Source organism: Halorubrum sp. Ea8 (assembly GCF_002252925.1).
In the GTDB taxonomy this organism is placed as follows: Archaea; Halobacteriota; Halobacteria; order Halobacteriales; family Haloferacaceae; genus Halorubrum.
The window spans coordinates 121,502-144,656 of sequence record NZ_NHPF01000072.1; the positions used below are offsets into that span (position 1 = coordinate 121,502).

General features: G+C 69.2%; 23 protein-coding genes. 17 read left to right on the forward strand and 6 right to left on the reverse strand.

Going from position 1 to position 23,155, the window contains the following annotated elements; all coding sequences use genetic code 11:
• Positions 1-97: 97 nt before the first annotated feature.
• Positions 98-235, forward strand: coding sequence for a hypothetical protein (locus tag DJ74_RS19110; protein ID WP_176451321.1), 138 nt, complete (start codon positions 98-100; stop codon positions 233-235).
• 187 nt (positions 236-422) lie between these two features.
• Here the strand turns inward: DJ74_RS19110 and DJ74_RS19115 are convergent, their stop codons facing one another.
• Positions 423-611, reverse strand: a complete 189-nt coding sequence (locus tag DJ74_RS19115) for a hypothetical protein (RefSeq protein WP_176451110.1) — start codon at positions 609-611, stop codon at positions 423-425.
• Here DJ74_RS19115 and DJ74_RS07305 point away from each other — a divergent pair.
• Positions 543-1,211 (forward strand): helix-turn-helix domain-containing protein, encoded by a 669-nt coding sequence (locus DJ74_RS07305; protein ID WP_094525616.1) that lies wholly within the window; start codon positions 543-545, stop codon positions 1,209-1,211. The genes DJ74_RS19115 and DJ74_RS07305 overlap by 69 nt on opposite strands.
• A 160-nt stretch (positions 1,212-1,371) precedes the next feature.
• On the opposite strand, the gene DJ74_RS07310 is transcribed toward DJ74_RS07305, so the two are convergent.
• The gene (locus tag DJ74_RS07310; protein ID WP_094526819.1) at positions 1,372-2,727 is read right to left on the reverse strand and encodes an adenylosuccinate synthase; all 1,356 of its coding nucleotides are present in this window, start codon (positions 2,725-2,727) and stop codon (positions 1,372-1,374) included.
• 336 nt (positions 2,728-3,063) lie between these two features.
• On the opposite strand from DJ74_RS07310, the gene DJ74_RS07315 reads away from it, so the two are divergent.
• Positions 3,064-3,369, forward strand: coding sequence for a hypothetical protein (locus tag DJ74_RS07315; protein WP_004045854.1), 306 nt, complete (start codon positions 3,064-3,066; stop codon positions 3,367-3,369).
• Positions 3,370-3,532: 163 nt separating this feature from the next.
• Here DJ74_RS07315 and DJ74_RS07320 read toward each other — a convergent pair whose 3' ends face one another.
• The 3 genes from DJ74_RS07320 to DJ74_RS07330 form a co-directional block, all read right to left on the reverse strand.
• On the reverse strand, positions 3,533-5,971 hold the full coding sequence (locus DJ74_RS07320) for a hypothetical protein (RefSeq protein ID WP_094526820.1): 2,439 nt from the start codon (positions 5,969-5,971) through the stop codon (positions 3,533-3,535).
• Positions 5,972-6,115: 144 nt separating this feature from the next.
• On the reverse strand, positions 6,116-6,589 hold the full coding sequence (locus tag DJ74_RS07325; RefSeq protein WP_094525524.1) for an NUDIX hydrolase: 474 nt from the start codon (positions 6,587-6,589) through the stop codon (positions 6,116-6,118).
• Positions 6,590-6,719: 130 nt separating this feature from the next.
• A complete protein-coding gene (locus tag DJ74_RS07330) occupies positions 6,720-7,691 on the reverse strand; it encodes a transcription initiation factor IIB family protein (protein WP_094526821.1) in 972 nt (323 codons plus the stop codon).
• A gap of 311 nt (positions 7,692-8,002) precedes the next feature.
• Between DJ74_RS07330 and DJ74_RS07335 the strand changes: the two genes are divergently transcribed.
• Both DJ74_RS07335 and DJ74_RS07340 read left to right on the forward strand, forming a co-directional pair.
• Positions 8,003-9,190 (forward strand): Xaa-Pro peptidase family protein, encoded by a 1,188-nt coding sequence (locus DJ74_RS07335; RefSeq protein ID WP_094526822.1) that lies wholly within the window; start codon positions 8,003-8,005, stop codon positions 9,188-9,190.
• 108 nt (positions 9,191-9,298) lie between these two features.
• On the forward strand, positions 9,299-10,468 hold the full coding sequence (locus DJ74_RS07340; protein ID WP_094526823.1) for a nitrate/nitrite transporter: 1,170 nt from the start codon (positions 9,299-9,301) through the stop codon (positions 10,466-10,468).
• A gap of 34 nt (positions 10,469-10,502) precedes the next feature.
• Here DJ74_RS07340 and DJ74_RS07345 read toward each other — a convergent pair whose 3' ends face one another.
• Complete coding sequence (locus DJ74_RS07345; protein ID WP_092566076.1) at positions 10,503-10,739, reverse strand: hypothetical protein; 237 nt, start codon at positions 10,737-10,739, stop codon at positions 10,503-10,505.
• Between the two features lie 378 nt (positions 10,740-11,117).
• Here DJ74_RS07345 and DJ74_RS07350 point away from each other — a divergent pair, with 378 nt between their 5' ends.
• The 12 genes from DJ74_RS07350 to DJ74_RS07405 all read left to right on the forward strand — a co-directional run bounded on the left by DJ74_RS07350 (position 11,118) and on the right by DJ74_RS07405 (position 23,135).
• A complete protein-coding gene (locus tag DJ74_RS07350; protein WP_141212682.1) occupies positions 11,118-11,711 on the forward strand; it encodes a hypothetical protein in 594 nt (197 codons plus the stop codon).
• Positions 11,712-11,765: 54 nt separating this feature from the next.
• Positions 11,766-12,188: a universal stress protein gene (locus DJ74_RS07355; RefSeq protein ID WP_094525531.1), complete on the forward strand. Its 423-nt coding sequence runs from the start codon at positions 11,766-11,768 to the stop codon at positions 12,186-12,188.
• A gap of 377 nt (positions 12,189-12,565) precedes the next feature.
• A complete protein-coding gene (locus DJ74_RS07360; RefSeq protein WP_094526825.1) occupies positions 12,566-13,204 on the forward strand; it encodes a hypothetical protein in 639 nt (212 codons plus the stop codon).
• Positions 13,204-13,953 (forward strand): ubiquinol-cytochrome c reductase iron-sulfur subunit, encoded by a 750-nt coding sequence (locus DJ74_RS07365; protein ID WP_094526826.1) that lies wholly within the window; start codon positions 13,204-13,206, stop codon positions 13,951-13,953. Before DJ74_RS07360 ends, DJ74_RS07365 begins: the two co-directional genes overlap by 1 nt.
• Complete coding sequence (locus DJ74_RS07370; protein ID WP_094526827.1) at positions 13,953-15,458, forward strand: cytochrome bc complex cytochrome b subunit; 1,506 nt, start codon at positions 13,953-13,955, stop codon at positions 15,456-15,458. The genes DJ74_RS07365 and DJ74_RS07370 overlap by 1 nt, the downstream gene beginning before the upstream one ends.
• The gene (locus tag DJ74_RS07375; protein ID WP_094525538.1) at positions 15,451-15,648 is read left to right on the forward strand and encodes a hypothetical protein; all 198 of its coding nucleotides are present in this window, start codon (positions 15,451-15,453) and stop codon (positions 15,646-15,648) included. Before DJ74_RS07370 ends, DJ74_RS07375 begins: the two co-directional genes overlap by 8 nt.
• The gene (locus DJ74_RS07380) at positions 15,645-18,635 is read left to right on the forward strand and encodes a molybdopterin-dependent oxidoreductase (protein WP_094526828.1); all 2,991 of its coding nucleotides are present in this window, start codon (positions 15,645-15,647) and stop codon (positions 18,633-18,635) included. The genes DJ74_RS07375 and DJ74_RS07380 overlap by 4 nt, the downstream gene beginning before the upstream one ends.
• Positions 18,635-19,735, forward strand: coding sequence for a 4Fe-4S dicluster domain-containing protein (locus DJ74_RS07385; protein WP_094526829.1), 1,101 nt, complete (start codon positions 18,635-18,637; stop codon positions 19,733-19,735). The genes DJ74_RS07380 and DJ74_RS07385 overlap by 1 nt, the downstream gene beginning before the upstream one ends.
• Positions 19,725-20,576 (forward strand): ethylbenzene dehydrogenase-related protein, encoded by an 852-nt coding sequence (locus DJ74_RS07390; RefSeq protein WP_094526830.1) that lies wholly within the window; start codon positions 19,725-19,727, stop codon positions 20,574-20,576. Before DJ74_RS07385 ends, DJ74_RS07390 begins: the two co-directional genes overlap by 11 nt.
• Positions 20,573-21,382 (forward strand): molecular chaperone TorD family protein, encoded by an 810-nt coding sequence (locus tag DJ74_RS07395; protein WP_094526831.1) that lies wholly within the window; start codon positions 20,573-20,575, stop codon positions 21,380-21,382. The genes DJ74_RS07390 and DJ74_RS07395 overlap by 4 nt, the downstream gene beginning before the upstream one ends.
• Complete coding sequence (locus DJ74_RS07400) at positions 21,379-22,302, forward strand: phosphate ABC transporter permease (RefSeq protein ID WP_094526832.1); 924 nt, start codon at positions 21,379-21,381, stop codon at positions 22,300-22,302. Before DJ74_RS07395 ends, DJ74_RS07400 begins: the two co-directional genes overlap by 4 nt.
• Positions 22,299-23,135 carry a HEAT repeat domain-containing protein gene (locus tag DJ74_RS07405; RefSeq protein WP_094526833.1) on the forward strand — a complete coding sequence of 279 codons (837 nt, stop codon included), beginning with the start codon at positions 22,299-22,301 and terminating at the stop codon, positions 23,133-23,135. The genes DJ74_RS07400 and DJ74_RS07405 overlap by 4 nt, the downstream gene beginning before the upstream one ends.
• The last annotated feature ends 20 nt before the right edge of the window (positions 23,136-23,155 follow it).

The following is a 23,155-nucleotide window of genomic DNA, read 5'->3' on the forward strand; positions in this document are numbered from 1 at the left end:
GTGGCGGCCGGCAGGGGCGCGATCGGCCGTTAGTATATAAGTGAGTTATACTCATAAGCCGGAGACCGATGGGCCGAGGGCTCCACGTTCCACCCGTATGACACGGAACGACCGCGTCCGCGACGGCGACGACAGAACCGAACCGAAGTTCTACCTCCCTGCCGCGTCCGCTCGCCCGGCCGCACTCGATTGGTTTGACCGGGTCCGCGCGACGCTGTTCAAGCCGCCACGGTGACGAGTCGAGAACGCTGCGAACGGGTCCGCCGGAGGGTCTTCGAACAGCCGAACCGGACCGGTCGGTTCGGGCCGACACCGTGTCGGTCCCCAAGTCGCCCTCCCGGTCCGAACCGCACACGTATGAGACATAGGTATATCACCGCGACCCGCGTATCCGAAGGCCGTGCCCAACCGGGCGACGGGACTCACCGAACGACCGCCGCACTGACGCCGGTCGCGAGCGTTCGATCGTCGATTTGCGCCGACCACCTCGGCACCCGTCGCTCACGGAGGTGGAACTCCGGAGGCAGTTCCCTCACAGAACGATGAGCGATATTAAAGCGGTCGTCCGAGTCGAGCACGCCGACATCGTCCTCACGGGCGCGGTCCGTCACGACAGCAGTGCGAGCGTCGAATCGGTATCGGAGGCGGGCACCGATCCGACGTCCGGGCGGTTCTTTTACCGCGTGGAATCGTCCGATCTCCGTCGGTTCGAGAGGGGATTGCGGAACGATCACACAATCGGGGCGTTCGAGCGCCTGCGTGAAACCGGCGACGGGAGGGCGATTTACAGCGTGGAGTATTCGGACGAAGCAACGATCGTCTCGCCGGTCGTCTCGGCGGCGAGCGGTGTCATCCTCGACATGGAAAACGAGGGTGGCGCGTGGAACCTGACGGTGTGGCTGCCCGAGCGAGCGAATCTGACTCGCCTGTGGGACTACGCACGACGGAATGACATCAGTATCGAGCTCGTGCGTGTCAACGAGTACGATGGCATCGGTACCACGGACGCGGGACTGACCGACAGCCAGCGGGAGGCGCTCCTCGTCGCGGTCGATGCGGGGTATTTCGAAGAGCCCCGAGACGTGACTCTCAGTGACGTCGCCGCCGACCTGGACATCTCTCAGCCCGCGGCTAGCGGGCTCCTTCGGCGCGGAATCAAGCGACTGATCATCTCCTCTCTGATGGACGACAGCGAAGAGCCGAACAGGTGAGCCCCCGTCGCAAGTGCGAGCGTGTCGCGAGGACTCCGGGACGTACCGTGCGTGTGACCTCAGTGTCCGGAAAGTCGGATGGCCAGAGAGAGCCGTCTGAACGGCCAGTTCACACCCGTCGAACGCGTCGCACCAAACGACGTATGCCCGCGACGGGGGCCTACGCGTCGAACGGGTTCACCAGCTCGACCGTCTCCTCGCGGTCGGGACCGACGCCGACCGCGTAGACGGGCGTGTCGGTCTCGTCGGCGACGAACTCGAGGTACTCGCGGGCCGCCTCGGGGAGCGCGTCGTAGCCTTCCTCGGCGACCGCGGCCGAGTCGAACTCCGCCCAGGTGTCGAGGGACTCGTACACCGGTTCGCACCGCTCCCATCGGTCGGTCGTGGTGGGGACGGTATCGATCTCCTCTCCATCTAGCTCGTAGCCGGTACACACCTTCAGCCCGTCGAGCCCGGCGAGCACGTCGACGTGATTGACCGCGAGCCCCGTGAAGCCGGAGACGCGCGCCGCGTGGCGCAGCATCGGGAGGTCGAGCCAGCCGATCCGACGGGGGCGACCCGTCACGGTGCCGAACTCACCGCCCTTCTCTCGGATGTCGTCGGCGAGCGCCTCCTCGTCGGCGTCCCCGTCGAGCTCGGTCGGCATCGGCCCCTCGCCGACGCGGGAGAGGTACGCCTTCACGATCCCGACGACCTCGCCGTCGCCGACCTTCGTGACCCCGAGCCCGGAGCCCACCGCGGCGGCGCCGGCGGTCGGATTCGAGGACGTGACGAACGGGTAGTTCCCGTGGTCGACGTCGATGTGCGTCCCCTGAGCGCCCTCGAAGAGGATCTCGTCGCCGGCCTCGTGGCGGCGGTGGAGGTAGTCCGAGCAGTTGACCGTCATCCCCTCGTCGGCGAGGCGCTCTCCGATCGCGGCGAACTCCTCGTGGAGCGCGTCGACGTCGAACGCCTCGGCGCGCTCTTCATCGCCGTCGATCTCGAGCCCGTACACGTCCTCGACGATCGCGCGCTTCTGCGGGACGGCGTACTCCAGTTTCTCTCGGAGCACGTCGGGGTCGAGCAGGTCGGCGACCCGGACCCCTCGGCGGCCCGCTTTGTCCTCGTACGTCGGCCCGATTCCGCGGCCGGTCGTGCCGACCTCGTCGCCGGCGTCGTCGTCGGCCTTGACCTCCTCTTCGATCCCGTCCAGCACGCGGTGGTACGGCAGGATCACGTGCGCCCGGCGGGCGACCCGCACGTCCGGGTCGAGCCCGCGCTCGCGCAGGCCGTCTATCTCGCTGAACAGCGTGCGCGGGTTGACGACGCAGCCGTTGCCGAGGACGCCGACCGTGCCGCGGACGGCGCCGCTCGGTACCAGCGAGAGCTTGTACTCCGCGCCCCCCTCGACGACGGTGTGGCCGGCGTTGTCGCCGCCCTGATAACGGACTACGACGTCCGCGTCCCCTCCCCACCGGTCGACGAGCGCGCCCTTGCCCTCGTCACCCAGCTGGGAGCCGACGATGGTGAGTGTCATACGGCCCGGTGGTTCCTTCCGGGGGGTAAAACAGATTACGGTCCGCGGACGCGATCACCCCACGAACGTGCATCAGATTGCGGCGTACTCATATGAGGTATGCCCGTTCGTGCGATAGATCCCCGTCTGACGGGCTCGCGACGGGCGAAGCGACGAACTCCGCCACCGATTCGCGGGGCCGCTGCTCGCGGAGTCGGCCGTCGATTCGCACGACCACTCGGTCCCCGATCGATCGAACACGTTAACTACTGCCACGTCGAAGTCGGGGATCGAGCGACCCGGGGGCGGCCGACGACAGCAACTTTTAAACAGGGGCATGACGAGTTAACATGTGCCATGATAGATCGACTAGAGAAGGAGGTAGACATGCTGGAACGACACCTCCAAGTCCTGCGGATGGTCATCGAAAACGAGCCGATCGGCATCGTGAAGATGTCGAACGAGACGGGATACCCCCATCACAAGGTCCGGTACTCCCTGCGCGTGCTCGAGGAGGAGAACCTCATCGAGCCGTCGAGCCAGGGCGCCATCACCACCGAGCGAACCCACGAGTTCGTCGACGAGCTCGACGAGAAGCTCGACGAGACGGTCGACAAGCTCGGCTCCATGCGGATCGACGACGCCGCCGAGCTCGAGAACTGAACGCCTCCGTTCGTACGCGCCGCCGGCCGCGGGTCCGCGTTTCGATCTCGGGTCACCGCAGCCGCAGTTGTCTCGCGCCCCGACTCTGATTACCCGCCGCGGTTTCTCTCGCCGCCCGCCCGGAGTCACGGGTCGCCGTCTCTCCGCCGCGAACAGCGCCGAGCTACAGGTCGGGGACGGTCATGTGGAAGCCGCCGTCGCGGGCCTCGACCAGACAGAGGTGGTACCCCTGCTTGCGCGAAAGCTTCACGAAGCTGGCGCGCTTCGACCGGCTGAACAGCCCGCCGCCGACCGCGTCGCTCGCCGTCTCTAACGCGCCCGGCTCGAAGAAGCTCTCAGTCACCGCGAACGCAGCCGCGAACGAGTCGTTCGACTCCGCGATGTCGCGGCCGTTGCCCACGAGGGACTCCAGCGTCCCCTCGGCGGTCGGGTCCCGGCTGTCGTTGAGATCGGCGACGAACAGGGGGTTCCCCATCCGGTCGCGCAACACGAGGTCGAACGCGCGCTGCTCTCGCGTCTCCTCGCCGTTCTCGCGGATCGCTATCGACACCGAGCCGCCGATCTCCGCCCGGTCGACCTCGGGGATCGCGTCGTACAGGTCGCGGAGAACGCTCTGGTTGCCGGTCCCGCTCACCTCGAACGGGAGGTCCTCGACGAGCCAGCGGGTGAAGCCGTACTCGATCGTGTCCCGCAGGAACTCCTCGTACGGCCGCCCGTCGACCGTGAGCCCGTCCGTCTCGAAGCTCGTGTGATGCTCGATCCGCAGGTTCTCGCTGAGCGCGTCGCGGTCGACCGCCCCGTCGTGGGCGTCCTCGAGCGTCGCGCCGCCCTTGGAATCGTACCGCACGAAGAGGTTCGTCCCGCTCCGCGCCTCCGCGGGAGACAGCGAGCGGTCGCCCTCGGGGAGCCGGTCGCGGGCCGCGGCGAGCTCCTCGCGCAGGCGGTCGCGCTCCTCGCGGAGCGTCGAGAGCTCCGACTCCAAGCGGTCCACCTCGGCGGCCAGCTCGTCGCGCTCGGCCTCGACGTCGTCCCGGTCCGCGACGGTCTCGTCCAGCTCCGCCGCCAGCGACTCGCGCTTCCGCTCCGACTCCTCCAGCGCGCTCTTCAGCTGGCGCAGGCGATCTTGGCCCCGTCCGTCGCCGGTCGATCCGTCGGCGCCCCGCGAGCGCTGCGACACGGCGGACCGGTTCGAGTCGGCCTCGGCCGTCGACCGCGGATCCGGAGAGTCGTCCCCCGCGGACTGCCCGCCCGGTTCGGGATCGTTTCGCCGCGCGGCGCCGTTCGATCCGCGGGACCGCCGGGAGCCGCTGGCGGAGCCTCCCCCGTTTCCGTCGCGGCCGGTCGGCGGGTCGCTCGATTCCGACGGGTCCAACGCGGGGATCGACTTCTGTTCGCGCCACTCCTCCTCCTCGGAGAACACGTCGTCGCTCGGGTGCGGCTCGCCCTCGGGCCGGTCCGAGTCCGCCGAGACGGCGGCCGCGTCGGAGGGCTCGCGATCGTCGCGGGCGTCCGACGTGGCCGCGGCCTCTGCGTCGCTCGCCGGTTCGTCCGCGCCGGCGCCCGCGTCGAGGGCGGCGTCATCAGCGCTTCGCGCCTCGTTCGCGCCACGTTCCGCGTCTGCGCTGCGCTCTCCGTTGGCTTCCCGTCGTTCGCCGTCAGTATCTCGGCCGTCGGTATCGCGACCGTCAGTATCTCGGCCGTCGGTATCGCGACCGTCAGTATCTCGGCCGTCGGTATCGCGACCGTCAGTATCTCGGCCGTCGGATCCGCCGACCCTGACGGGCGACGGTCCGTCGTCGCCGCCGGCTTCGGTCTCGTCCCGACCAGCGGGACTCTCGCGGCTCTCGTCCGCCCTCTCGCTTCCGGCGACTCCGTGGCGCGCCGGGCTCCCGTCGGCGTCGTCGGCCGCCGCGTCACCGGGCTCGTCGGCCGCGGTGACGTCGTCTCGATCCGAGTCGCCGTCGCGGCCCGCAGCGCTCGGCTCGGGGTCCGCCGCTGCCGACCCGTCGAGGGACGGTTCGGCTGTCGAGGCGGCCCCGGACTCGGCTGCTCCGGCGTCGCCGTCGGACGGGATCTCCCTGACGCTCAGGTCGACCTCGTAGACGGTGTAGATGCCGACCTCGTCGTCGGCCAGCGAGAACGCCTTCTCGCCCGTCTCCAGGCGTCGCGAGTTGCCGACGTACGCGGCGGTCATCGACTCGCCCGCCGTGTACGTGACGTAGTAGTCGCCGGAGAGCACGTTCTCCGACAGCTCGACGTAGCCCGTGAACCCGCCGCGAGAGAGCTTCTGGTCCGCCTCCGAGAGCGGGGTGTCGTTCGTGTAGTACTGCGCCCGGGGCTCGCCGCCCCGCTCCTGCATGGCGAACAGGACCGGGAGGACCGGTTCGGGGGCCTCGTACAGCGTGCCAGAGGCCTCCGAGAAGTCCGCGAGGTCGCCGTCGACCGCGCCGACGACGCGGCCCTCGAACACGAACAGCCACGCCGTGCCGTCGGTCACCGCGCCGGAGAATCCGCGGTCGACGAGGCGCCCGAGTTCGGCGAATCCGCCCGAGAACCCGCGGGAATCCCACTCGGTGATCTCCGATCGTCGCTGCGCGTCCATCTTGGTTTATGTCGCCTGCAACGACCCAAATACCTTCCGGACCGTGAGACGCCCGTCTGACGCCGATCGAAGCCGATCCAGTCGGTGCCGACCGGCGCGCAGGCCCGGGGTTTCCGGCGATCGCTCCCGCGGGTCGTCGGCCGACTACGGCTCCTCGACGGTCGCGATCGCCTCGCGGCCGAGTTCGATCACGTCCGGCTGCAGCTCGCTCGCGGCCAGTTCGGCCGGCGTGTACCAGCGCCACCCGTCAGAGTCGACCTCGTCGTCGCCGTTCGGCGCGATATCGCGGGAGTCGACGCGGGCGTAGTAGAGGTGGTCGACGTGTTGGTGCCCCACGGCCCCGTCCTCGCGGACGTTGATGTCGTGGAGCATGAGGTGGGCCGGCTCCGGGAGCCCGCGCGTGTTCGGCCCCTCGATCGACGACTCGGTCGCGACCAGCTCGGCCTCCAGCCCGGTCTCCTCGCGGACCTCGCGGAGCGCCGCCTCGTGGGGGAGCTCGTCGCGGTCGACGTGGCCGCCCGGCGGGAGCCGGATCCCGAGCCGGTCGTGCGCGTGGAGCGCGGTCGCGCCGTCGTTGACGACGTACGTCGTCGCGGTGAAGTGACGGGTGGTCTCCATACGCGCCGCTCGGCCCGCGGGGGCTTGGGCGTTCTGAAAGGGGAACCGCGTCCGGACGCCCGAGCGTCCGGACGTCGGTCAGAAAGGGCGGAGCGTCGACCGCGTGCGGTCGTCGTGTCCGGCGCGCCGATCAGCTCAGCGCGACGCCGTCCTCGGCCTCCAACAGCTCGTGGTACCGGTTCCTGATGGTCACTTCGCTGATGTTCGCGACGTCGCTGACCTCGCTCTGAGTCACCTTCTCGTTGACCAGCAGCGAGGCGGCGTACACCGCCGCGGCGGCGAGGCCGACCGGCGACTTGCCGGAGTGGATCCCCTGCGACTTCGCGGTGTCGAGCAGCGACCGGGCGCGGCGCTCGGCCTCGTCTGAGAGGCCGAGGTCGGAGGCGAACCGCGGGACGTAGCTCTCGGGGTCCGCGGGCTGGATCTCCAGCTTGAGTTCGCGGACGACGTAGCGGTACGTCCGGGCGATCTCGTCCTTCTCGACGCGGGAGACGGCCGCGATCTCGTCGAGGCTGCGCGGCGTGCCGGCCTGCCGGGCGGCCGCGTACAGCGAGGCCGTCGAGACCCCCTCGATGGAACGGCCGGGCAGGAGGTCCTCGTCGAGCGCGCGGCGGTAGATGACCGAGGCGGTCTCGCGGACGTTGTCCGGGAGGCCGAGCGCCGAGGCCATGCGGTCGATCTCGCCGAGCGCCTGTTTCAGGTTCCGTTCCTTGGAGTCGCGGGTGCGGAACCGCTCGTTCCAGGTGCGGAGCCGCTGCATCTTCTCGCGCTGCCGGCTGGAGAGGGACTTGCCGTAGGCGTCCTTGTCCTGCCAGCCGATGTTCGTCGAGAGCCCCTTGTCGTGCATCATGTTCGTCGTCGGGGCGCCGACGCGCGACTTGTTGTCCTTCTCCTTGGAGTCGAACGCGCGCCACTCCGGCCCGCGGTCGATCTCGTCCTCCTCGACGACGAGCCCGCAGTCGACACACACCGTCTCGCCGTGCTCGGTGTCGGTCGCGAGCTGGCCGCTGCACTCGGGACATCGCAGTTCCTCGTCCGACGACTCGGTCTCCTCCTCGTCGTCGACGTGCTCCGCCGTGTACGTTCGAACGTTTTCGCTCATTGGTTGGTTCAAATGGAGGGAACGAGGGGACCGAGAGACGCGTCTCGGTTAGTCTCCTCACTAACGGGTAAGGCCTGAGAGTATTTAAATCCTTGTGCCGATATCGATTCTGAAAACCTACGGAAGAGGCCGTCGTGAACGTCACCACGGCAAAAATAGCCGTGATTTTTCGGCGGTTCGACGGCCGCGTGCTCTGCGCGCCGGCTCACCTATCGCTGCTATATAGATATTTCGTGATATACCGGCGATTCGACGCGGCCGCTCGGTTCCGCGAGGGCAACCGATTTGGGCGTCGCCCGAGCACCTCGCGTATGAACCGCACACGCCTCGACGAGACGCTCGCCGCCCTCGAGACCGACGGCTACCTGCTCGACGCCTCGCAGGAGGACGCGAACCAGCTGTACCTCTCCGGGTTCACCGGCCCGGACCCGTTCCTGACGCTGTACGCCGACGGCGAGGTCCACGTGCTGGTCTCGGGGCTGGAGTACGGGCGGGCGCGGTCGGAGGCCGCCGCCGACACCGTCGAGCGCCACGCCGACTACGACTACGAGTACGGCGGGCGCGAGGAGCGCTACGACATGTACGCCGCGTTCGTCCGCGACAAGGGCGTCGAGTCGGTGTTCATGCCGCCGCGCGGCCCGGTCGGGACCGCCGACGCGATGCGGGAGCGCGGGGTCGACGTCGCGGTCGACGGCGACGACCTCCTCCGGGAGGTCCGCGCCGTGAAGACCGACGAGGAGGTCGACGCGATCCGCGAGGCCCAGCGCGCGAACGAGGCCGCGATGCGCGCCGCCGAGGACCTGCTCGCGAGCGCGGACGTCGCCGGCGAAGCCGCGTCCGCCGACGCCGACGTCGAGCCCGGGACGCTCCTGATCGCGGACGGCGAGCCGCTCACCAGCGAGCGCGTCGCCGAGGAGATCGAGGCGACGCTGCTCCGTCACGGCTGCGCGCTCGACGAGACGATCGTCGCCGGCGGCGCGCAGGCGGCCGACCCCCACGACCGCGGCTCCGGCCCGCTCCGAGCGAACGAGGCCATAATCGTCGACGTCTTCCCGCGGTCGAAGGCGACGAAGTACAACGCCGACATGACCCGGACGTTCTGCGTCGGCGAGCCGCCGGCGGCGCTCCGGGAGTGGTACGACCTCACCGAGCGCGCGCTGGCGGCCGCCCTCGACGCCGTCGAGCCGGGCGCGACCGGCGAGGACGTCCACGCCGCGGCCTGCGAGGTGTACGAGGAGGCCGGCGAGCCGACGTTCCGCACCGCTCCCGAGACGGAGACGGGGTTCATCCACTCCACCGGCCACGGGATCGGGCTCGACGTCCACGAGTCCCCCCGGCTCGCGAGCGGCGGCGGGGAGCTGGAGCCCGGTCACGTGATCACCGTCGAGCCCGGCCTGTACGACCCGGACGTCGGTGGGGTCCGGATCGAGGACCTCGTGGTCGTCACCGAGGACGGGTACGAGAACCTCACCGAGTACCCGATCGCGTTCGAGGTCTGACGGGGCTCGGCGGTCCGGTCCGCGGTGCGTGCGAGGCGACCGCACACCACACTCGGCCCGACTGGCCGCGACCGGAACCCGCTTTGACCCGGGTCGAGAACGGCGACCGTGAACTGGCGGTACCGGCACACGGCGCTCGCCCTCTGCACGCTCGCGTTCACCGCGACGATGGTCGCGCGGCTGGCCATCAGCCCGCTGGTCCCGCGGATCACGGCGCGGTTCGGCGTCACGAACGCGACGGTCGGCCTCGCGCTCTCGGGGATGTGGCTGGCGTACGCGCTGGCGCAGTTCCCCTCCGGCGTGCTCGGCGACCGGTACGGGGAGCGCACGGTCATCCTGACCGCGGTCGCCTCGCTCCTGATCGCCGCCTCACCGTCGATCGCCGTCTTCATCCTGTTCACCGTGGCGCTCGGCGCGGGCGCCGGACTCCACTACTCCGTGGCGACGACGTTCCTCGCGAAGCAGTTCGACGACATCGGCCGCGCCATCGGCGTCCACGTCGCGGGCGGCCCGATCGCCGGGCTCGCCGCGCCGCCCCTCGCCGCGCTCGTCGGCTCCCGGTACGGCTGGCGCGCCGGCATCCTCCTCGGCGTCGCCGTCGCGGTACCCGTGTTCGCCCTGTTCGCGTGGCGGGTGCGGCCCACCGAGCCGATCCGCCCGGATCAGCCGATGCGCGAGCGGTTCGCTCTCGCGCCGCTCCTCGAACTGCTCTCGCGGCCGCCGATCCTCTACACGACCGCGCTGGCGACGATGGGCGCGTTCTCGTGGCAGGCGACCGCCTCGTTCCTCCCGACGTTCCTCGACGTCGGGAGCGGGCTCTCGACGGCGCTGTCGGCGCTGCTGTTCTCGCTGTACTTCCTCGTTCACGGCGGGACCCAACCGGTCACGGGCTCGCTCTCCGACCGGTTCGGTCGCGACGTGACGGCGATGGGGACGATGAGCGCGGGGATCGCCGGCTACGGGCTCCTCGTCGCGACGGCGCGCTTCGACCTCGGGCTCGGCCCCACCGTCGCCGCCGTCTGTCTCGTCGGCGTCGCGATGTCGTGGGGCGCGCCCGTTCAGTCCCGGTTCATGGACCTCCTCTCCGACGCCGAGCGCGGCGCCGGGTTCGGGCTCGTCCGAACGGCCTACATGGTGCTCGGCGCGTCCGGTAGCGTCGTCGTCGGGACCGTCTCCGACGTCGCGGGCTGGGGCGTCGCGTTCGGCCTGCTCGCCGGCGTGATGACGCTCGGGCTGGTCACGCTGCTCGCGAACCGAGCGCTGGGGCTGGGGTACTGACGGGAACGAAAAGTCGGGACGAGACCGAGGTCGCCTACAGCCGGTCGTCTTCGAGGCTTCCGGGGTCCTCGGCGGTGTCGAACATGTTGTTCTCCGCGCCGTCCAGCATCTCGTCGCGCGGCTCGTCGTCGACGACGCTCACGTTGTACGCCTCGATGCCGGAGGCGATGAGGTCCTCCGCGGCCTGTTCCTCGGAGACGAACTCCTGGTCGGCGAGCTGCTGGAACTCCGCGTAGACGTCGTCCGAGAGGTTCAGTTCGAAGGTTGGCATACCCCCTCGTTCCGGCCGGACGCTTTTAAACGTTCCCTCGGCGGAGACGCCGGAGACCCGGGCAAATCGAGGGCCGCGACGCACCGGAGCTCACCCGGTGGCCCGCCGTGAGCAACGATCCGAACAGAGTGGACGGGAATATTGGTCGCCGTTCGGTCGCGATCGCTTGGCCCGCGACCGCTCGACTATACGTCGCTGTCGCGTGCGGTCGAGCGAACGACCCCCGATACTTTCCGTCTCCCGTTCTATCATACGGTATGTCCCACTGGCGCCGCCGCAACGAGGCGGTATCGACGACTGCCGGTTACAGGGGCCAGACCGCCCGTGACTAATGAAACATCGGACTGGTCCGGTCGACTTCACCGGTCACGGATCGCGTTGGTACTGTACTTTCGGCGGCTGTTGTCGCCGCCGCTTCCCGGAGACGGACTGCTGTTGTTCGGCTTTCTCGAAGGCGTTCTCGGATGGGGAATCTCGTGGCTGTTCAGTCGTAACCCGGGTCTCGCTCCGTTCGGACTGATCCAGTCGATCGTCGTCGTCTGGATGGTGTTGACCGTCGGAATCGTGTTCTTCGGCGTGACGTATACCACACCGACCGTACGGCGGAACCGCGTCTGGTTAGTTTGGGGTGGCCTGAACGTCGCCGCGACCGTCATTAACGTCGCCGCCCTCGCTGACCTCGTCCCGTCCGCGATGTTGCAGTACGCGTACTGGCACCCGTGGTTGGCGGTACTCGGAATCGGCTACCTCGTCACCGCACTGTACAATTGGGAGAGCCCACAGATACGACACCAAGAGCGCGTCGTCTACGCCGCGACCGGCGTGGTGACGCTCGGTCTCCTCGCGGGGAGCCTCGGCCCGCTACGCGCGTTCGTCACGCTGAACATCTTCGCGATCGGTGCGGTCGTTCACCTGGTTCCGATCGGCCACGACGTGCTTGCCGACGCAGTGCTTATCGCCCGTCGACAGTGACTCAACGACCGCCATCCGAACGACACCGACCGACGATTCGACGGATCCCACAGAATGTACGAGACCATCCTCTTTCCGACGGACGGCAGCGAGGCGACGACCAGCGCCGCGACACACGCATTCAGCCACGCAGAGCGATACGACGCGGCGATACATGTGCTCTCGATCGTCGAACTCGCGAGCGGTCTCGGCACCGCCGGGCGTGACGAAGCGGAGCTCGCCGAGCGGCGAACCGAACGAGTGTCGGCGGCTGAGAAGATTGTCTCGAAAACCGCGCCCGACGATGTCGAGGCGACCATCGCTGTCGAGGTCGGTAGCCCGGCGAGGGTGATCACGGAGTACGTCGACGACAACGATATCGACCTCGTAGTGATGAGTACAAAGGGCCGAAGCGGAGCGGAACGCATCGTCTTCGGCAGCATCACCGATGAGGTCGTCCGGCACGCGAACGCTCCCGTGCTCGCGGTTCGACGATAACGCGTCCGCCAACCAGTAGCGCCGTCGCTTAGCGGTCCGAACTCGGTCTGGCCACGTCGACCGTCTCGGAGCCCTTCGCTCGTGACGGCGACCCTGCTGTCCCAGTTGTTCGACGACGACTCGGAAGACACCGACGCCGGCCCGGTGGTTTTGCGACCGTATTTAAACCGCCGAACAGTTCGGGAGTAGCTAGTTGTTCGTTTCCGGTCCAACGTTACAGTATGTCAGAGATCTGTCTACCGTAAGTAACACCGACCAGACGCCCACAGGGAATCGAGATCTCACGAGCGATCACCGCGGCGGACGGTGGGCCGGCGCCGCGGGAGCGCGTTCGCGCCGCTGAGCCGGCTCATCGACACGACACACGATACAACACAATGGACCGACGAACGATTGCCATCCTCCTCATCGTGCTCGCCGTGCTGCTGCCGACGTGGTACGTCGGGCTCCACGGCGAGCCGCCGTCAGAGGAGGTTCGGATCGACCAGAGCGTGAGCGAGATGCAACCGCTGGAGGGGTTCGTAGACACGCCGAACAAGCTCTCGCCGAGTCAGGTTGGCGTGATCGTCTGGGTCGCGCTGCTGGGCCTCTTGGGAGCCATGGCCTTTTTTCACCGCTTCATGAACCGGGCCGCGCGGCCCGACGCGAGCGGTGGGGGCCCGGGCGATGCGGCCGACACAACCGAGGCAGCGGCCACAGACGGCGGCGGACTCGACGCACCGCCGCCGGAGGGAGTGAATCGAGCGACGTTCCCCTGGCTCGAGACCGAGGACCGGTGGGTCGTCGAGTACCACGACGCGAGCGACGCCATCGAGGGGCTCGTCGCGATGGGCGGGCTCACCGCCCTCGCCATAGTGTTCTCTGCGCTGCTCACCGCCGAGTACCTCACGCTCGCCCGGACCCAGTACTTCGGGATCTACGCCTTCGGGCTGTTCATGTCGCTGCTGGGCTCGACGGTGTCGTACTACGCGTGGTTCATGCCTCACGTCGAAGTCGCCGAACGGAGGGACCACTGATGGAAGACGACGTAACCGACCCACGACCGACGGGAGACGGAACCGGCGCCCCGCCGAACGCCGCGTCGCACGGAGACGAGGGCCCTGGCGGGCGGACCGACGCCGGCGACGGCGAGCTGTGCGACGCGTGCCCGGATAACGACGACGGGCCCGCGGTCAATCCGAGCATCTACCGGCCGTATTGGCGGGACGCGCGCGCCGAACTCAAGCGCCGTGACTACGCGAAGGTCCTCGCGACCGTCGGGGGGATCACCGCGGTCGGGAGTCTCGCAGCCCCCGTCGCCGGGCTCACTCGGGTGTTCGACACGAAGTATCGGGGACCGGTGTACGAAGACGGGATCCCCCTCGTCGACGACGTCGGCGAACGGATCACGGAGGACCGCATCGCTCCGGGCGAACAGCTCACGGTGTTCCCCGAGCCGCGTCCGGGGATCGAAGACGCCCCGACGCTGCTCGTGCGCTTCGAGGAGTCGGCGTACAGCGACGACGTGCGCGACGAGTACACCGTCGGCGGGTACGCCGCGTTCTCGAAGGTGTGTACTCACGCGGGCTGTATGGTCGCCGACCGCGACGGCGACGTGCTCGTCTGCCCGTGTCACTCCGGGCGGTTCGACCCGGTAACCGGCGGAGAAGTCGTCGGTGGGCCGGCGCCGCGGTCGCTGCCGCAGCTCCCGATCACGCTCTCGGGCGACGGCTACCTCGTCGCGACGGGCGACTTCCGGGGGCCGGTCGGCCCGGGGGGTGAGTGATGTCCCGGATCGACGCCGCGACCGACCGGGCCGAGTCCGCCTACGACTGGGTCGACTCGCGGCTGGACCTGGAGGGCGAGAGCGACTTCCTCGGGAAGGCGTTCCCCGCGGAGGACTCCTTCCTGCTCGGCGAGGTCGCGCTGTTCTGTTTCGGCATCCTCGTCTCGACCGGGACGTTCCTCGCGTTCTTTTACGAGCCGAGCACGGCCGCCGTCGAGTACGGCGGCAGCGTCGCGCAGTACCAAGGCCAAGAGGTGCCGGCGGCGTTCAAGAGCGTCCTCAACATCACCTACGACGTGCCGTTCGGGATGTTCCTGCGGCGCATGCACCACTGGGCGGCGCACCTGTTCGTCGCCGCGATCGCCTTGCACATGCTCCGCGTGTTCTTCACCGGGGCGTATCGCAACCCGCGCGAGCCGAACTGGCTCGTCGGGACCGGCCTCGCCGGGCTGGCGATGTTCGCCGCGTACACCGGGTACTCGCTCCCGTACGACGAGTTCGCGAGCACGGCGGTCGGCATCGGCTACAACGTCGCCGCCTCTGTCCCGATCGTGGGCGACCCGCTCGCGAGCATCGTGTTCGGCGGGCAATTCCCGACGAGCGCGACGATCCCGCGCCTGTTCTTCCTCCACGTCTTCCTCATCCCGGCCGCGATCGCGGGACTCATCGCCGTACATATGGCCATCCTCGTCCGGCAGAAACACACCGAGGCGCGGCGCGACGGGGACGTCGCCGCCGCGGGGACCGGCGCGGACGTGAGCGGGGGCGCCGCGGGAGCGGGCGGCGACGCTCCGAGCGCGAGCGGGGGCGCCGAAGCGCCGGACGGCGGCGCGCGCCTGATCGACCGCGACGACGACAGCGTCGTTATCGGGCTCCCCGCGTTCCCGAACCAAGCCGCCGTGAGCGCGGTCGTGTTCTTCCTCACGATGGCCGTGCTCTCGCTACTCGCGGGGCTGCTTCCCGTTCACAACATCGCCGAGTACGGCCCGAACGACCCGGCGTCGACGCCGTCGCTCGTCATGCCGGACTGGTTCCTGATGTGGGGGTACGGATTCTTAAAGCTCACTCCCTCGTGGCTGAGCTTCGACGTGCTCGGGATCCACATCAGCTCGGAGTTCGTGGGCGGTCTGCTCTTGCCCAGCCTGGTGTTCGTCGCCGTGGCGGTCTGGCCGTTCATCGACCGCGCAGAGAAGCCGGAACACTTCACCCGGAACTACCTCGACCGCCCGTTCCCGACCGCGGTCGGCATCCTCGGGGTCACGCTCGTCATGGTGGCCTCTATCGCCGGGATGGACGTGATCCTCGCCGAGATACTCGGTACGTCGACGGCGGTGCTCCGACCGTACCTGACCGCGACGCTCGTTCTCGTCCCGGCCGCGGCCGGCACCCTCACCTACGCGATTCTCGGCGGCTTCGCGGACGATTCGGGAGAGGGCGGCGCGGAGCCGACGATATCGGAAGACGACGGAACCGCGTCGGCCACGGAGGGATCGAGCGATGACTGAGTCGAGCGCGTTCCGGCTGGCCGAGCTGTCGCCCCGCCGGTACCGCTGGGCGGATCGAGCGACGAAACTGGCCGGCGTGGGACTGATAGCCGCCGGGCTGGACGCGGGCGGCGGTACCCCCGAGGGCGTCGCGTTCGCGGCGCTCGGCGTCGCGCTCGGCCTCGCAACCGTTCTCATAGAGAAACAATGACAGACAAGACAGACACACCGAACGAATCGACACGCGACGGCAGCGGCGCCGCGCGCCGCGACTTCCTGAAAGGGGTCGGGGCGGCGGCCGCCGTCGGCGCCACCGGGCTGGGATCCGCGCAGGACCTCACGGAAATGACCGCGCTGGACGTCGTCGACGACCCGATCGGGAGCTACCCGTACCGAGACTGGGAGGACCTCTACCGCGAGGAGTGGGACTGGGACGACAAGGCCCGCTCGACGCACAGCGTCAACTGCACGGGCAGCTGCTCGTGGCAGGTGTACACGCGGAACGGGCAGGTATGGCGCGAGGAGCAGGCCGGTGACTACCCGCGCTTCGACGAGTCGCTTCCCGACCCCAACCCGCGGGGCTGTCAGAAGGGGGCGTGTTTCACCGACTACGTGAACGCGGACCAGCGCGTCACACACCCGCTCCGCCGGACCGGCGAGCGCGGGGAGGGGAAGTGGGAGCGGATCTCTTGGGACGAGGCGCTCACCGAGATCGCCGAGGAGGTCATCGACACCGTGGAAGACGAGGAGTACGACGCGATCAGCGGTTTCACTCCGATTCCGGCGATGAGCCCGGTGTCGTTCGCCTCGGGGAGCCGCCTCGTCAACCTGCTCGGCGGCGTCAGTCACTCCTTTTATGACTGGTACTCCGACCTTCCGCCCGGACAGCCGATCACGTGGGGAACCCAGACCGACAACGCCGAGAGCGCGGACTGGTACAACGCCGACTACATCATCGCGTGGGGATCGAACATCAACGTCACGCGGATCCCCGACGCGAAGTACTTCCTCGAAGCTGGGTACGACGGCGCCAAGCGCGTCGGGATCTTCACCGACTACAGCCAGACGGCCATCCACTGCGACGAGTGGATCGGGCCGGAGCCCGGGAGCGACACCGCACTCGCGCTCGGGATGGCGCGCACCATCGTCGACGAGGGGCTGTACGACGAGGCGCACTTGAAAGAGCAGACGGACATGCCGCTGCTCGTCCGTGAGGACACCGGGAAGTTCCTCCGCGCGAGCGAGGTGTCCGGGCTCGACGTCGACGCCGACCGGCCGGAGAAGGTGTTCGTCATGCAGGACGCCGACGGCACCCTCCGCACCGCGCCCGGATCGCTGGGCGAGCGCGACGGCCAGAACGACCACTCCGTGAGCATCGAGCTCGACTTCGACCCCGAACTCGCCGTCGAGCGCACGGTCGACACGACCGACGGCGACGTCGAGACGCGCTCCGTGTGGTTGAACCTCCGCGACGAGCTGTCGGAGTACACCCCCGAGCAGGTCAACGAGATCACCGGCGTCGGCGAGCAGACCCACCAGAAGATCGCCCGCGAGTTCGCCGACGTCGATCGCGCGAAGATCATCCACGGCAAGGGGGTCAACGACTGGTACCACAACGATCTCGGAAACCGCGCGATCCAGCTGCTCGTCACGCTCACGGGGAACCTCGGCCGACAGGGGACCGGCCTCGACCACTACGTCGGTCAGGAGAAGATCTGGACGTTCAACGGCTGGAAGAACCTCTCGTTCCCGACCGGGAGCGTCCGGGGCGTCCCGACGACGCTGTGGACGTACTACCACGCCGGTATCTTAGAGAACACCGACCCGGACACGGCGGCGAAGATCCGGGAGTCGATCGACAAAGGGTGGATGCCGCTGTACCCGAGCGAGCGCGACGACGGCAGCCGCCCCGACCCCAGACTCATGTTCGTCTGGCGCGGGAACTACTTCAATCAGGCCAAGGGGAACATCGCGCTCGAAGAGGAGCTGTGGCCGGAGCTCGATCTGGTCGTCGACATCAACTTCCGGATGGACTCGACGGCGCTCAACAGCGACATCGTCCTGCCGACGGCGAGCCACTACGAGAAACACGACCTGTCGGTGACGGACATGCACACCTACGTGCACCCGTTCACGCCGGCGGTCGAGCCACTGGGGGAGTCGAAGACGGACTGGCAGATCTTCCGCGAGCTCGCCGCGAAGATCCAGGAGCTCGCCGAGGAGAGCGGCGTGGAACCGGTCGAGGACCGGAAGTTCGACCGACAGATAGACCTCCAGTCGATTCACGACGACTACGTCCGCGACTGGCTCGACGAGGAGCCCGGCGCCCTCGCGGAGGACAAGGCGGCCGCGGAGTTCATCCTCGAAAACTCCGAGGAGTCGAACCCGGAGGGCGCCGACGAGCAGCTCACGTTCGACGACATCGAAGAGCAGCCGCGGCGCCTCCTCGAAGCCGGCGACCACTGGTCGTCGGACATCGAGGAGGGCGAGGCGTACGCGCCGTGGAAAGACTACGTGCAGGACAAGAACCCGTGGCCGACGTTCACCGGACGGCAGCAGTACTACATCGACCACGACTGGTTCCTGGAGCTCGACGAGCAGCTCCCGACGCACAAGGAGGCACCGGTGTTACAGGAGAAGTCGGAGTACCCGCTCGGCTACAACACGCCCCACAGCCGCTGGGCGATCCACTCGACGTGGCGCGACGACAGCAAGATGCTCCGACTGCAGCGCGGCGAGCCGACCGTCTATCTCAACCCCGATGACGCCGAGGAACGGGGGATCGAGGACGGCGACACCGTGCGGGTGTACAACGACCTCGACTCCGTGGAGGTGCAGGCGAAGATCTACCCGAGCGGGGAGCCGGGAACGGTCCGGCACTTCTTCAGCTGGGAACGGTTCCAGTATCCCGACCGCAACAACTTCAACTCGCTCGTGCCGATGTACATGAAGCCGACGCAGCTCGTCCAGTACCCCGAAGACACGGGCGAGCACCTCCACTTCTTCCCGAACTACTGGGGACCGACCGGCGTGAACAGCGACGTTCGGATCGAAGTCGAGAAGGTCGAATCGGGGGCGGCGTCGATCGTTTCCGACTCGCTCGGGGCGTCGGAAGCGGGGTCAGCGTCGCTCCGTTCGGGGTCCGAGTCGCGCGGCGCGTTGGGTCGCATCTCGGACCTACTCGGAGGTGACGACTGATGAGTAAGACCACTGACGACACGGTTCACCAGACCGAAGACGGCGCCCGCCAGACCGAGGACGGCGACGTCCCGCTCGCGGAGGGCGTCGATCACCAGGTGGCGATGGTGATGGACCTGAACAAGTGCATCGGCTGCCAGACGTGTACGATCGCGTGTAAGACCAACTGGACCGAGTCCGGGGGACGCGAGTACATGTACTGGAACAACGTCGAGACGAAGCCCGGCGCCGGCTACCCGCGCGACTGGGAGGAGATGGGCGGCGGCTGGGACGAGGAGGGACAGTCCCGAACGCCCGGCGAACTCCCGGAGCAAGAGGACTACGGTCGCGCGTGGGACTTCAACCACGAGGCGATCATGTACGAGGGCAGCGACGAGCCGCTCCGCCCCATGGAGAACGCCGACTGGGGGCCGAACTGGGACGAGGACGAGGGCGCCGGCGAGTACCCGAACTCGTACTACTTTTACCTCCCTCGGATCTGCAACCACTGCACGCACCCCTCCTGCGTGGAGGCGTGCCCGCGATCCGCGATCTACAAGCGCGAGGAGGACGGCATCGTTCTGGTCGATCAGGACCGCTGTCGCGGTTACCGCTACTGCGTCGAGGGGTGTCCCTACAAGAAGGTGTTCTACAACGCGCAGACGAAGACCAGCGAGAAGTGCATCTTCTGTTACCCCCGGATCGAGGGGGAGGGGCCAGAGGGCGAGGTCCGGCCGCCGTCGTGCGCCGAGGACTGCCCGCCGCAGCTCCGGCACGTCGGCTTCCTCGACGACGAGGACGGCCCGATACACAAGCTCGTCAACGAGTACGAGGTCGCCTTGCGGCTCCACCCCGAGTACCGGACGGAGCCGAACGTCTACTACATCCCGCCGTACGCGCCGCCACAAACCTCGGAGAGCGGCGAGACGGTGGACGCCGACCGTATCCCGCGCAACTACCTGGAAGAGTTGTTCGGCCCTGAGGTGGAGTCGGCGCTCAACACGATCACCCGTGAGCGGGAGAAGGTCGAGCGCGGCGAAGAGAGCGAACTCATGGAGATCCTCTCGACCGTGAACAACGACGACCAATACCGGCTGGAGGTGTTCGACGATGACGGCTGACGATGCGACGACTCTCGGCGGAATCGGGTCGCGGGAGCTCGCCGTTGCGGCGGCGCTCGCGCTCGCCGTCGTGGTCGCGACCGCGGCGTTCCCGATGATCGTCGACGCCCGTGCGGCCTACGAGATCCCGGTCGAGCAGCAGTCGAGTGCCGGCGACCTCGCGGATCCGACCGGCGACGCGTGGCAGTCGGTCGAGACCGTGGACGTGCCGATGAGCAGCTCCGGCGCGGCGGTGCCGGGCGGATCCGACGCCGCGGTCGACTCCGCCAGCGTCGCGGCCGCACGGACCGACGAGCGGCTCTACCTCCGGCTGTCGTGGAGCGACGCGTCCGCGAACACGTCGACCGACTCGCTGCGGGCGTTCGCCGATTCCACCGCGGTCCAGCTCCCCGTTTCGTCCGAGGAACGGCCGCCGATCGCGATGGGGTCGACCGACAACCGGGTGAACGTCTGGTACTGGAACGGGGCCGACGGGACGGAGTCGCTGCTCGCCGGCGGCGCCGGGAGCACGACGCAGATTCCGGAGTCGGCGGTGGAGACGAACGCGGCACACAGCGGCGACCGCTGGACCGTCGTGTTCAGCCGGCCGCTTGCGTCCGACCGCGCGAACGTGACCGATATCGCCCCGAACGAGGACGTGAACGCCGCGTTCGCGGTCTGGCAGGGAGCGAAGGAGGAGCGCTCCGGCCAGAAGGCGGTCAGCGAGTGGTACTATCTCTCACTCGACCCGGACGATGGCGGGGCGCCGTACGAGACGGTGCTGTGGGCGTTAGCCGGCATCGCCGTCGTGTTCACCACGCTCGTGACCGTCGAGGGTATCCGCCGGACGAGGGGTGAGTGACCGTGTCGGGGTCGACGCCCGAACGCGACGGCTCGCGACTCGACACGGAGCTTCCGAGCGGCGCGGTCGACGAGGAGACCGCCGCCCGCGGGAACGTCTACGCGCTTGTGGCGGCGGCGTTCACCGAGCCGAGCCAAGGGCTTTACGAGCGGTTCGCGGACGGCTCGCTCGACGACGCCGTCGCGACGCTCGTCGAGCGGAGCGGCCTCGACGTCGACCCGCCGGACCTGACCGTCGAGGACGACCGCGAGACGCTCGCGGCCCGGTACAACGACCTGTTCGTGGTCGGCTACTCCGAAGTGATCGACGGGACCGACGGGACGGTCGAGAATCAGGGGCCGCCGGTGTCGCTGTACGAGTCGACGTACCGCTCGGAGGTGTCGTGGAACGACGTGAACCTCGACCTCGCTCGGGCGTACGAGCACTTCGGGTGCGAGATCGGCGGCGAGGAGCGCCGCCACCACGATCACGCCCGGCTGGAACTCGAATTCGCGGGGTACCTCTGTCGGCTGGCCGCCGCGGGCGACGCAACCGTCGGCGGCGACTCGACTGACGCCGCCGAACCGGCGAACCTCGACCGCGCGCGGCTCGACTTCCACGACAGGCACCTCTCCGTCCTCGCGTCGGGGCTATGGAGCGCCCTCGACGAGGAGCCCGGGACGAGCGTCTACGGCCGCCTCAGCCGGTTCCTCGACGCGTTCGTCGCCGCGGATATCGACGATCTGGCGGTCCGGCTCGACGCCGGCGTCGGCGGGGAGCGCGAGCACGCGACCTCGGACGGTCCGAACGGGGGTGAGAGGCCGTGAGCTCGCCGACGGGAAGCGTGAGCGCCCGGGCGGCCTCTCCGGGGGCCCTCGGTCGCTTCGGCGGCCGCGTCGGGGCGATCGGCCTGCTCGTCGCCGTCGCCACCGGGGTCGCGACCGCGGTCCGCGTGCTGTACAACGCCCCGTTCGAGCCGGCCGCGCTTCCGCCCCGACTGGTCCCGGTCGTCGGGACGGTCGCGGCGCTCGCGGCAGGGGTTGCGCTCGCGGCGGTCGCGCTCTCGACGAGGCGGTCCGCGGTCCGCGTCGGGCTCCTGTTCGCCGGTGTGTTCGGCGTGCTCGCGACGATCTCGGGCTCGGCGACGGTCGCCGCGGCCGTCGCGATTCCGGGCGGCGCGGCGCTGGCGTTCGCCCGCGCGCTGGGAGTGCCGGCGACCTACTTCGAGCTCCGGCGCGGAGCCCTCGCGCTGGCGTTCGCGCTCGCCGTCGGGCTCTCGCTCGTCGCGACGGCCGGCATGGTCGGTTCCGCCTACCGCGTGGCCGGATCCGTCGCCTTCCTCGCGGGAGTGACCCTCCTCGCGGTGCGGGCCGAGCGCGACCGGGTCGCGCTCGGTGCCGGTGCGTTCGCGTTCGCGGGTGTCGTCGCCGCGAGCGCCGCCGCCCCGTTCGTCACCGGGAGCGCGCTGCTCGTCGGATTCGCCGTCGTCGGGATCCCGTCACTGCTCGTCGCGACCGCGGCGTTCGGCGGTGTCGCCGCCGCAGTCGCCGGGCTCCGCGACGGTGACGCGCGGCTCGCGATCGGTGCGGTCCTCCTGCTTGCCGCGGGCGTCCCGGCGACGCCGGGGGCCGCGACCGCCGTCTGTCTCGGCGCCGCGCTCGTGGCGCTCGATGCCGACGAGCCGTTCGGCGCGCAATCGGGGGGCGCGCCGGACTCGACGGATTCGAGGGAGGTGAGCGCCCGATGAGAGACCCCGACGAGGCGACGGACGGCCCCACCGACCCCCGGGTCCACCCCGAGGAGAGCCCGGGGTTCGGCGAGGAACCCGACGGGCTCGAAGACATCGAGGTGAGCCGCGACGTGACGATCGGCGACGCGACTCCCCGAGAGCTTCAGGCGACGGACACGGCGCCGCTCCGGGGGACCGACGTCGCCGAGAAGATCGCGGACCTCGTCGACGGCGACCCCGTCGAGCGCCGACGAGCCGCGCTGGCGCTCGGCGAGGGGCGGCCCACCGAGGCCGCAGTCGACGCGCTGATCGAGCACGGCCTCGCGGACGACGACGCCGACGTGCGCCAGTTCGCCGTCGAGGCGCTCGGCGAACTCGGCGGCGGGCGGGCCGGCGAGGCCGCGGTCGCGGCGCGTGACGACCCCGACCCGTGGGTCCGCGCCGAGGCGGTCGTCGCGCTCGACCGGATCGGCCGGAGCGAGTACGCGCCCACGATCGAGGCGGCGCTCGACGACGAGCACCACGCGGTCGTCAGGAACGCGATGGTCTCGCTGTTCAAGCTGCGCGGCGAGGCGCTGTGCCCCGTCCTGCTGGAGCTGTCGCACGCTGACAGCGAGCGCCTTCGGGAGTGGGCGGTCCACCTGCTCGCGGGCGTCGACGCCGAGCGCGCCGCGGCCCGCCTCGACGCGGTCGCGAACGACGAGACGCAGTCGACGGTCGTCCGGAGCACCGCCGTCCGCGCGCTCGACGCCGACCCGGGGAAGTTCCGGCGGCAGTTCAGCGGCGGCACCGAGAACGACAGCGCCGACCTGCCCGGCGAGAGCACGCTCAACCGCCGGCCGGACCTGTGAACCGTTCGGGTCCGGAGCCG